The organism is Williamsia limnetica (assembly GCF_003217475.1).
GTDB lineage: Bacteria > Actinomycetota > Actinomycetes > Mycobacteriales > Mycobacteriaceae > Williamsia > Williamsia limnetica.
In genome coordinates this window covers 110,314-121,636 of sequence record NZ_QJSP01000019.1, presented here as the reverse complement: position 1 = coordinate 121,636, position 11,323 = coordinate 110,314, and the positions used below count along the sequence as shown (strand labels likewise).

Here is an 11,323-nt window from a genome sequence, read left to right as displayed (position 1 = left end):
TCGTCCGGGCGGACGTCTTTGAGTGAGCCTTTGCCGGCTCGGCCGATCGGTGAGCGGGCGGTGGCGACGATGACGGCCTCTGGCATGCGAACTCCCTTGTACTGAGGCATTTTCACCTCTGTTGACTGTGCGGGCACTCGAGAGTGCCGGCGCTTCCAGCCTAGCAAGCATTTGCTTGGTCTCTGGTGGACGCCCAGACTTCTTTGCAGACGTGTCGGTTGGCACGTAGGAGCGTGAGTCTCGTGAACGGCCGCTGACCCCCACCAACGACAAACGCCCCGAAACCTGGCGCCGGCCTCTTCCAGGATTCGACTTCGCGGGTAGTGATCATTACGATCAACGTCTTCATACATCGTTGTGAGACACTCTGAAACAGCAGCTGAACCCCAGCCCCATGAGGCGGGTGGGTCGGAACGATCGCCCCAATTCCATTGGTTAACTTCACCACGTGGGTGGTCGATGTGTTCTCGAGTTCGTCGCACAGTGTTTTGCACTTACACAGGTGGACGTCGAGCATCTGGCGGTGACGTAGGCGATTCAACGTGACGAACGGGTTCGGTACGCCACGTTGGCGAACGCCTGGGCGTTGGGTGCCGTTGAGATAGGACCGGACGGTCTTGGTCGGCAGGTGTCTGCGGTGAGGTCGCGCCAGCGGACATCAGGAGGGTGTTGTCGGATGCACGGCGTGTTCGACCACGGAATGCAGGGCTGCGTTGTAGGACTCTGGCAGAGGCTGGCGGCACATCCTTTGTGCTTTGCTCTTGGGCACTCCCAGCGCTCGAAGAACCTTGACCGTCATGTGGTCGACCGCGGACTCGCTATCGCGACCGGGGTCGTCGAGCAGCAAGCGGCCCAGCGCAAGCAACGATCCGGCTACGAGGGCCAGCGCCACATCGACGTCGTCGATGTCAAAGTGACCCTGCTGCGCTGCGGCCTCGATGTCGCGGCGAGACCGCGGGGCGAGGCCATGTTCGGATGTTGTGGGACCGGAGGCTGAGTTCAGTAGGATCCGGCTCAGATCTGGTTCTAGGCGAAACAGTCGGCCGGCCAGCCGGAACGACTGCGTGAAGATCTGCGCCGGATCGACGAGTCCGGCGGTCAGGGTGTCGAGGTAGGCCCCGACCGATTCGAGGGCGCTGTCGAGGGCTGCGCTGAAGAGGTCTTCTTTGCTGCTGAAGTGGTTGTAGAACGAGCCCATTCCGACGTCGGCGGCTTGGGTGATTTCGAGCACTGGGGCGTTCACTCGGCCTTCGGCAAGAAACCCTTGTGCCGCTGCCACAAGTGCGGCCCGGGTGCGTGCTTTGCGACGATCAAGCCGACTGCTGTGTGCCAAAGTCCAGCCCCTAAATTGTCATCCAATACCGTGCCGCCGGCACGTTTCGGTACGTCACTCACCACTGACGATATCCTCACTTGTATAGGGAATCTAGACGAGGCGTCGTTTTCCTCGACCGGATAGCAATTCGTTCCCAGTGGTCGGCATTCCCAGCGCTGGTGAGCCCGATCCCCCGGGGCCGATCGGCGCCACCTGCTGCTGCCAGAGCCACGGGAGAACGCGTCTCTTGCCCAGCCGGCAGCGCACGGAGGACTGAATCGGAGTTTCAGGTTGAACCGGCGGGCGCACTGAACGGGAGCGCGAGCAGGGAGATGGGTGTCAGTCTTCCCACGGTAGTGGGCAGCGAACGAAGGCTGGCTCCTCAGAGGTTGAGGCAAGGCGATACGTGTAATCAGGGTGCAGCTGCATCTTCGGAAGTCCTGAATGCGGACTAGCTTGACTCGTCGGCGGCCTTGCGTTCGGCCTGCAGATTTTTCGGCGTTGTCGATACGGTTCCAGCCGTCGGCATCGATGCGATTGGCTCCCCGCCCGGCGATCAGGGGAGCGATCCTCTCGCGGGGAGACCTTGGCTGGTGGAGGGCGCGACGGGTGTAGTTGACCGGGCAGACTCTGATGCAACTGGCGTCGTTGCAGCACGGCTGTGTGATCACATGGGGCATGGACGGTACCTCGGCTAACTCTGGTGGCAGGAAATGTCGCCTTGTGCGGGTCGATGACGTTGCCATGGGTGTCGGCGAGTATCTGGACCTCGATATGGCGAGCCTTCGTTGACGGCTTGCTCGAGCAACATTGCGGCGTCGCCGAAGGTCGATTTAGATCGAGGACGTTGGGCCGAGGGCCCGACGAATGTGGTTCCTGAGTCGGCACAAGCTCGGCCAGGCGTTTTCGCCGCGGTTGGCGACGAGCATCTTGGTGAACACGAGTGCCTTTAGTTCCAGGGTGCGCGGGGCAGTTGCGCGTCGGCCAACACCCCGGCGATGACGAATCCCCCGGCGACAGCGCAGCCGGCGGTTCGTGTGCGGCGGGGTAGATCAGCTGTGAGCGCGAAAGCGCCTGTGTCCCAGATGTCGACCGCGACGCCGGCCCTAAGCATCGGCCGCACAAGTGCTGGTGCAAATCTGGTCGCGGTCAGCAGACCACCACCGACGTAGATCTCGCGGATCCCGAACGTGCGGGCGGCCGCGCGGGTTGTCGCGAGTGCGGCGTCGGGGCCGGCGAGAAGCTCATTGGCGCGGGTCGGCGCGATTATGTGCGCCACTCCGATAGCTGCGCGTGCCGCCCCGACGATCGCGGGGAGGTTCTCTAGGAGCCGGATTGGCGCGGATGAGCGCGTGGATGAGGGCACGAAAGAGCCACGAGACATGGAAGGTTCCCTACTTTACGGAAATGGTGGGCTAGGACGGGTGAGCGGTCAGGGGCACGCCGGCGACAACGGACGCGGCAACCCGATCGATGTCTGCGGAGCTCAGGTCGCGGTCGGAACCGTAGATGAATCGATCCGGCCGAATCAGGACGCCGCGGGCCCGGCTACGGCGCATCTGACGTTCCAGGACCCGCTCGGTGTCGACGTAGTGTCCGGCAGGGACGTGGTGGGTCGCGATCGCTGAGGAGTATTCGAGCTTCACCTCGGTCACCCCGGCTGCGGCCAACCATGGCGGAATGGGTGATTCGGGGAATCCGACCCACGTCCAGCGGTTGTCGAGGACGGTGTCCAGGCGGACCGGCGTGTGGTCTGCGCCCGAGACCCAGGGTTGTTTGATGAACGTGCCGCGAGGACTTCGCCGTGCCGGGGCGCCGGCGAAGAATCCGCCGTCGGTCCCCAGCCGGTAGAGCGGTTTGAGGCCGATGCCGGTGAGCCAGTTGCCCACCAACGGCGCCTTCGCGGCCGCCATGAACGCTGCGTCGCGCACATGTGATGCGGCATTGCTGCCGAGCATGACCATCCCGCCGATGCGGAGCGAGAACTTTGTGAGCTGTTCTACATTCAATCGACGTTCTGGCTCATAAGATTTCAGTAGTTCAGATCCGGCCCCCGCATTGAGCACTGCATCGAGTTTCCAGCACAAATTGGCCACGTCGCGGACGCCGGAGGACACACCCTGCCCCGCGAAGGGCGGCATGATGTGAGCGGCGTCGCCGGCCAAGAACGCTCGGCCTGTGCTCCACTGTTCGGCTTGCCGGATGTGAAAGGTATATCCCCAGCTCCGGTAGATTTCGACATCGTCGTAGTTGATGCCGCGTTCGGCGAGAAGCCCCCGCAGCCCGGCTTCGGTCTGCAGCTGCTCGACGGTCTCACCTTTGTTCACACGGAACTCGACCCGGTGGTATCCCATCGGGCAGGGGCAATCGACGCCCGGGCGCTTCGGATCAGAGATGAACGTGAAATCCAAGGGGGCCTCAGAGGGCAGATCGTACCACGATCGTAGCTGTATGTCGAACCATGGTTCTTCAATGTGCTTGCCAGGCAGTGCAATTCCGAGCATCTTGCGAATCGAACTCGATCCGCCGTCGCAGGCGATAACGTACTGGCTGGTGATGGTCTGGTCCGCTCCGCCGTCGACGGGACGAAGGGTGAGGGTCACCGAGTCGGTGTCCTGAGTGAGACCGATTGCTTCGACGCCGGAAAGTACCTGGACGGTCGGGAACCGCGCAATCCCCTCCCGGAGTACGCGTTCGAGTTCGGGTTGGTGGTAGAACGCAGTGCCGGGGACACCTTGACCGCGGCTTTCATTGCCCTGCATCGACATGAACGTGCGATTGCCGTGTTTGAAGTGCACCCGAATGTCCGACGACATCGTCTTCTGCATCTCGTCGAACAATCCGAGTCCCTGCCAGACGCGGTGGGCATCCTCATCGGAGGCGATAGCTCGTTGACGGGGGTAGATGGTGGCGTCGCGCTCGACGACGACGGTGGAGATGCCGCGCTGCCCGAGCAGGTTGGCGGCCGTAGCTCCGGTGGGGCCCAAGCCGACGATGACGACGTCGACGTTGCGCCCACGTGCCGGTGTGGGGCTCTGCGGGTGTTCGACGGAGTTGTTTGTGCTCACGTGAACCTCGCTTGGAACGATTCGAACCCCTGCAGGCAGTTGTTCGCCAGTAGGACCGGATCGGAGACCTCGATGGTCTCGACCCGGCTGATCAGGACGTGCAGGAGGGTTTGCATCTCCAGCTTCGACAGTTGCATGCCAACGCAGGTGTGCATGCCGTGTCCCCAACCGAGGTTGCTTCCGCGTCGGTGCAGCGAGAACGTCTGAGGCTCGTCGAAGTGGCGATCGTCCATGTTCGCTGCGGCATAGAGCAGCACCACGCGATCCCCGGCCTTGAGGCGCACGCCGTCGATCATCTTGTCGTGGGCCACGCTGCGAGTGAAACCCCGGATGGGGGAGGACATACGCACGGCCTCGACAACAGCGGTCGGAATCAAGTCGGGTTCAGCGCGCAGTTGGGCGTAGACATCCGGATTCTGTCCCAGGCTCCACAACAGCTGCCCGGTGGCAAGGATGGTGGTGTCCAGACTCGGTGCCACGAAGTCGATCACCATGGTGCGTGCTTCGGATTTACTGATCTCGCCGCGGTCGGCAGCATCGAAGACGCTCGCTGCCCACCCATCCGGTGTGACCTGGGAACGTCGCAGCCGCATCGTATAGAGAAGCAGACCTAACGCTGTGGGGGTCGCGTCGAGAGTGCGCCTGTTGACTGGGCCGAGGATATCGAATGTGCTCGCACCCCAGGTGAGTAGTTGCTGAGGTCCGACTTCGACGCCGACGAGGTCTGCCACGGCGGCAACCGGGAGACGGGAGGCGAAGTCGGCGATCCCGTCGAATGACTCTCGTTCGAGCAGTCGTTCCACGGTCGCTTGGGCTTCGTCACGAAGGATGGGCAACGACGGCCGGATCGCGCGGGAGACCAGCGACTGCATCAAAATACGGCGGCGCGTCGAATGCCGCTCGTCGTCGCTGGACAAGACAGTCTTGCGGCCAAGGAGGTTGGCTACAGGGTTGGCCGCGACCCCCGCGCCGCTTCGAAAGTTGACATCGTCGCGCAACGCGTCCCGGACGTCGTCGAAACGGCCCATCGCCCATACCTTGTGCTTGGGCAGCCACACCACCGAGCCGGCCTCGCGGATCTGCCGGTACACCGGTTGGGGGTCGATCAGCGCCGAGCGTCCGTACAGATCGACGTCCACGGTCGGGCCATCGCGGCGTGCTGTGCGTCGCGAGCCGATATGTAGCGTTGTCATTGTGCAGCAACCGATTCTGCGGTGCTCCGACTGTCGTCGATGCGCCATGTGAGTGCATAGCCACCCAGGATCCTCGTCGCGTCCGCTCTCGATACCGACGCCGGAATCGTGACCGTCACGGCGCCATTGACGACATCGGTCCGCACGTCGGTGGCTGCCTCGAGGTACCCGTTGGCGGTGAGTTCGTCGGCGACGACCTCGCGAGTCGCATCGGCCCGCAGTGGCGGTTTGTACGGCTTCCCGATATCGGTGACGGGCAACGACTCTCGGATGTGAATGGATTTCGGCATGGCGGCGCGTTCGACGATGTGCTGCTCGGCCCATGTGATGAGGTCGTCGACCTCGACGGGCTGCGACACGGTCACATACACGACGGGGACTTCGCCGGAATGTTGGTCCGGCCGGCCGACCGCGCAAGCGTCGAGAACCAACGGATGCTCGCGCATGGTGTCTTCGATGACGGCAGGGTCGATGTTGTGACCACCTCGGATGATGAGATCCTTGGCGCGGCCCGATAGATAGATGAATCCCTCGGAATCGATACGCGCCAGATCCCCGGTGGCGAGCCATCCGTCCGTGACCGCGCCCGACGGGTCCACCACGCGGCCCGCTGCGGTCTTCCTGACGTATCCGGCGAATACCGCGGGCCCGGATATCTCCAGCTCGCCGGTGCGATCGGCACCGTCGATCGGCGCTCGGGACTCGGCATCGACAACGCGGACATGCTGATACGGCATGCGCTGACCGACCGACTCTGGACGGGGATGGTCGGGAAAGCTCCGTGCACTGGCACAAGTTGCCTCGGTCAGGCCGTAGCCTTCACACAGACTGACGCCGGTGTGCGTTTCGAAGGCGGTGCGCACCGCGGGCGGTAGCGGAGACGCTCCGACCACCGCGAACCGCAGGCTGGAGATGTCCGCATCGATGGGCATCTGCGCGAGTACCGAGTAGACGGTGGGCACACCCGACAACGCCACGATGCGGTAGCGCTCGATGAGTTTCCAGAAAATACCGTAGAGCGGGACGTCGCGATACCCGAGAGGACCTGCCCACAGCACATGCTGGCTGCGTAGCAGGGGCGCGAGGGTGGTCACCATCAGGGCATTCACATGGAACAGTGGCAGCGCCGCGAACAAGGTGTCACCGGGGGAGAGGCTGCCGTTTGCCGCGATCATCCAGGCGGTCGCAACCTGATTGGCATGGGTGTGCGCTGCCAGCTTGGGTGCGCCGGTGGTTCCACCGGTGTGAAAGAACGCGGCCAGGTCGTCAGCGGCCGGGGGGTCTGCGGGTAGCGCGTCGTCGGGTAGGGCGGCGGAATGGTCGGTGAGGTAAGCGACGGTGACGCCGTCGAGAGGCTCGAGGTCGCTCGCATCGACGTCCGGGTCGTCGGTGTTGAGCGCGAACAGTGTTCGGGCGCCGGTGCGTACGGTGAGGGAGCGGGCGAGCGCCCATACCGTCGGGTCCAGCTCAGGCCCGGCCGCGACGATGACTGATGCCTCGGCCAATTCGGTCAGGGCTGCGGCGTGATCGAGCGACAGGGACGGGTTGATGGGCGCTGCGATGCCGACGGCTTCGGCGGCCAATGTCATCGCGTGCAACTCACTGCAGTTGGGCGAGAGCAACACCACCGCGTCACCACGCGCGACTCCCGCGCCGTGCAGCGCGTGCGCGTAGCGGTGGACTGTGCTGAGGAAGGCTGAGTAGGTGAGTGTGCGCGGATGCTCCCACCTGGTGGCATCGGGTAGGTACGACGCGGCGATCTGATCGGCGGTTCGGCCGGCTGCTCGCAGAACGATGTCATAGGTGGTCGCCGGCAAGCCGCGATCAGACAGCGCTGCTCGTTCTATGTCAGCCAGATCGGCGGGGCTGTCGTAGCGTGGCCACAGAAGGGCGTCAGTCATACCGGTACTTTCGTTGCGTCGGTGCAGTGTGCACGCTGATAGGTGGACAGCAGATCGCCCACATCTGCGCCGGTTCGGGCTGATGCCATCACGACACGATCAGGGCGAAGCAGGACTGCATATGTATGCTGCGAGCGCATCACTGCAGACAGGGACGGGTTCGTCGATGGGACACACGCGAGCTCGTCGATGACTATGTGGGTCAGCCCTGCCGTACTCGTGAGTCGAGCGGCCGTGTGGTCGGGCAGGGGACCGCGGGTGATCAGCGCATAGCGTGGGCCGAGCAGGTCATCGAGCCGCCGGGCGCCGTCGGGGGTGCGTACCCACGGTTGCGGAAACAGGGTTCCGTTGAGGCGCGACCGCATCCCTCGGCGCTGGACCAGTGGTCCGTGGTTCAGCGACGGGCTGCCTTCGGGTATCGCGTTGCTGATGCGGGGGACATGGCATGCCGCCGTGACCAGTGCTCTACGGACAGAAGCAAGGTGGTCTTGCCCGCCGGTCAGGGCCCATCCGACAGCCAGGGCCATCAGGATGATTCGGGTGGCGTGGGGTTTGCGTTCGGATTCGTAGGTGTCGAGCAGCGAGTCAGGTGCGGTTCCGTCGAGGACGTCAGCCAGTTTCCAGGTCAGGTTCATTGCATCGCGCAGTCCCGATCCCAATCCCTGGCCTACGAACGGCGGGGTCTGGTGAGCCGCGTCGCCGGCGAGGAACACACGACCGGAGCGCCAGGTGTGAGCCACCCTTGCCCTGAAGGTGTAGAGCGCTTGTCTCATGACGGTGCACTCAGCGAGTTCGGCCGATGTCATCCACGGTGCCAACAACTCTCGAAGAGTTCGCTGCGACCCCAGCGTGTCGAGGTCCTCGCCGTCGTGGACGCGAAACTCCCATCGGTACCGGTTGCCGGTGACCGGCATGAACGTCGCGGCGCGGGCGGGGTCGCAGATCTGATGCACCCCGCTCCACACGTCGAGGGGGCTCGGTGTCAGCACATCGATCACGAGCCACTGTTCGTCGAAACGGAAATCCCGCATGGTGATTCCCACCTGTTCGCGGACGAAGCTGTTGGCCCCGTCGCACGCGATCACGGCTGCGGCTTCGACGACCTCGTGGTGACCATCGTCGTTTCGGAACTCGATGGTGGGGTGCTCTCCGGAGGTGACCTGTACGGCCTCGCACCCGCGGCGTAGGTCGATCAGGTCGATGGTTGCGGCCTGCTCGAGCAGAATGCGTTCGAGATCAGGTTGGTCGAACATGCTGTCCGGGGGAAACCCGTTGCGGCCGTCGCGGGTGTCGCGGGTGAACTCGGCCATCACTCGTCGGCGTCCGTTGATCAGCCGCATGCCCGGCATCGGACGGGTGAACGGAGCGAACCTATCGTCGACGCCGATCGCCTGCAGAATGCGAAACACCTCATCGTCGAGGTGGACCGCGCGTGGCAGTGGATACGGTTCTCGGTGGCGCTCCAGGATGACGGTGGAAATGCCGCGTTGGGCGAGCAGCAGGGCGCAGGCGACCCCGACGGGGCCCGCGCCGACGATGACCACGGGGTCGCGCTGTGTGGTCATGCGTATTTCACGTGGCAGCGCTGACGACCCAGCTCGATGGCGCCGTCGTCGGTGGCGATGCGAACCTCGACGACGTCGCCGTCTTTGAGATAGTTGGGGTTTGATGCTTGACGTTTGAAGAAGGTCTTCCACTTCACGTGTGGCGGAATGAGTGCCCCGATGATCTCGATGGGCTTGGGTGGAGCGGACAGGGCGGTGCCGCCCGGGGTGCCGGTGAGCAGCAGGTCGCCGGCGTCGAGCCGTTGAAAGCCCGATAGCACGGCAAGCGCGCTGACCGGGTCGATGATCATGTCCCCGCCGACACGGCCGTTTTGCCGGCGTTCGCCGTTGACCCAGAGCTGCAGTCGGAGCTGATCGAACCGGCGCCATTCCTCATGCGTGAGCAGAACCAACCGAGGACCGACCGGCGTGAAGGTGGGGTACGACTTCGACTCGTAGAATTGGGTTTTCGGCAATTGGACGTCGCGGGCGCTGACGTCGTTGGTGATCACGACGCCGGCGAAGTACTCGCTGAGTGTATTGGTGGTGATGGATGTGCCGACTTCGATGGTGGCCCCGGCGACGAGACCGATCTCCACCTCGTAGTCGAGCAGTGTGACGTGCGCCGGCTTGACGATGTCATCGAACGGGCCGGTGATCGACCCGGACGACTTGCGGAAGAAGGTGGCCGACACCCTGTCCGGGTTGATTCCCGAATCGGTTGCGTGGCTGCGGTAGTTGACCATTTGCGCCACCACGCGACATGGGGCGGTCACCGGCGAGAGGATAGCGAGATCTGCCACGGGGGTCGCGCCGGAATCGCCTCCGGTGGCTGCCGCCTCTATGGCGGCGCGATCGGCGAGTAACTCGCCGGTGGTCTTCGCGGAGGTGCGGATGGGGTAGGCGGTCTCGTCGCGCTGGACCCACCAGCCGGTGTCGGTGCGCAGGACAGTTGTGGTCATGAACGTGCCACTTTCAGTAGGCCCAGAAGGCGGTGGATGTCGAACTCATTGTCGTCGCGAAGGCCTGCGAGCATGCCCTTGACGAGATCGGGATCAGGGTTGGCGCCCAGGAAGTCGCGGGTCACGGGCGGCCCCCACTGTGACAGCCCGCTGGCGGTCATCGGCGCCCATCCCGCCTCGATCGAGCTATCGAACATGTCCCCATCGGCGAAGTGCTCCACCATGAACTTGTCGAGGTCGCGCCAGTAGTCAAAGAGTTGACTGCCCTGAATGTGGCGGCCGATGCCCCACGCATGGTGATAGCCACGATCGGCGAGGTAGGCACTACCTGCCGCGACGGCGTCCAGGTCTGCGACCTGATACGCCGAGTGGATATATCGCGACATCGGCCCCAATGTCATTGCCAGTGTGTGGTGATCGGCCGGTTCGCTACCGCGGTCACAGCGCATGAACGCCATCGTCGGGCCGCGGTCACGTTGGCCGGGGAAGAAAAGGAAGTCGCTCACTATCAATCCCAGCATCTCCTGGTACCACGCGAGATTCTCGCGAAAGCGAGGTGTCTCGATCACGACGTGTCCCAAGCGTTGCACCCGTGCGGGCTCGCGCGGTGGACGCTGAACAGCGTTGAGCCGTTCGACCTTCCCGCTGAAATTGAACGTCAGAGGATCTTGGTCGGGCAGTGACGGTAGATCGGTCATACCAGCAACCACTCGGATCGCCATCCCGGACGGATCGGTGAGGTCTATGGCCCAGCCACCGAGATCACCGAGTGGGTATACCCGACGCCCGGTTTCACGAGACAGTCGCAACAGATCGTCTTTTCCGGCCGCACGAAACGCGGGACCGATGAACCTCGATCGATGTGACCGCCGAATCAGGATGCACGGCGCGCCAGCCCAGGTGCCGCGTAGGGACAGCTGATCAACGGTTCGCGAGACGGTGCTGAAACCGAAGTCGTGCGCGAACCGTTCCGCCTGCGCGATGTTCGGTTTCTCGAACTCGAGCCAAGCAATATCGACAACTTTGACGACAGGCGCCGCCGCCCGGTCGTCGGGATCGCCCGGACGTGCGCCGTCTTCGCTGTGTAGATCGCCGTGCGGGGTGCTTGCTGGGATCGTCATCGTTGACCTCCGTTGTGTTGAATAAATCGTCACTTATGACTGGGGCGGCAGTCAAGGGGCTGAGTGATGTTGGAATATCGTCAGTTGTGAACGTTATTCTGCTGAGCGTCAGGACTCTTGAGGTTCTTCTGTGTCGACGTGATTTCTGAGAAGTGCTCACGCACCCAGTCTTTTGACTTTAATTTCAAAAATGAGGAAACACTCAGAACCATGGGGAAT

General features: G+C 63.5%; 8 protein-coding genes. All 8 read right to left on the bottom strand.

What is annotated here, in order from left to right; genetic code table 11:
• Positions 1-658: 658 nt before the first annotated feature.
• The 8 genes from DFR67_RS25370 to DFR67_RS25340 all read right to left on the bottom strand — a co-directional run bounded on the left by DFR67_RS25370 (position 659) and on the right by DFR67_RS25340 (position 11,104).
• Positions 659-1,333, bottom strand: a complete 675-nt coding sequence (locus tag DFR67_RS25370) for a TetR/AcrR family transcriptional regulator (protein WP_110472248.1) — start codon at positions 1,331-1,333, stop codon at positions 659-661.
• 931 nt (positions 1,334-2,264) lie between these two features.
• Positions 2,265-2,699, bottom strand: coding sequence for a hypothetical protein (locus DFR67_RS25365; protein WP_110472247.1), 435 nt, complete (start codon positions 2,697-2,699; stop codon positions 2,265-2,267).
• Between the two features lie 31 nt (positions 2,700-2,730).
• Positions 2,731-4,383 carry an FAD-dependent monooxygenase gene (locus tag DFR67_RS25360; protein ID WP_158540040.1) on the bottom strand — a complete coding sequence of 551 codons (1,653 nt, stop codon included), beginning with the start codon at positions 4,381-4,383 and terminating at the stop codon, positions 2,731-2,733.
• Entirely contained in the window at positions 4,380-5,576 is a 1,197-nt protein-coding gene (locus DFR67_RS25355; RefSeq protein WP_110472265.1) for a cytochrome P450, read from the bottom strand. Before DFR67_RS25355 ends, DFR67_RS25360 begins: the two co-directional genes overlap by 4 nt.
• A complete protein-coding gene (locus DFR67_RS25350; protein ID WP_110472245.1) occupies positions 5,573-7,477 on the bottom strand; it encodes an acyl-CoA synthetase in 1,905 nt (634 codons plus the stop codon). Before DFR67_RS25350 ends, DFR67_RS25355 begins: the two co-directional genes overlap by 4 nt.
• Entirely contained in the window at positions 7,474-9,042 is a 1,569-nt protein-coding gene (gene mhpA, locus DFR67_RS25345; RefSeq protein ID WP_158540039.1) for a bifunctional 3-(3-hydroxy-phenyl)propionate/3-hydroxycinnamic acid hydroxylase MhpA, read from the bottom strand. Before mhpA ends, DFR67_RS25350 begins: the two co-directional genes overlap by 4 nt.
• Entirely contained in the window at positions 9,039-9,983 is a 945-nt protein-coding gene (locus tag DFR67_RS30645; protein WP_158540038.1) for a fumarylacetoacetate hydrolase family protein, read from the bottom strand. The genes mhpA and DFR67_RS30645 overlap by 4 nt, the downstream gene beginning before the upstream one ends.
• Positions 9,980-11,104 (bottom strand): VOC family protein, encoded by a 1,125-nt coding sequence (locus DFR67_RS25340; RefSeq protein ID WP_110472243.1) that lies wholly within the window; start codon positions 11,102-11,104, stop codon positions 9,980-9,982. The genes DFR67_RS30645 and DFR67_RS25340 overlap by 4 nt, the downstream gene beginning before the upstream one ends.
• Positions 11,105-11,323 lie beyond the last annotated feature (219 nt).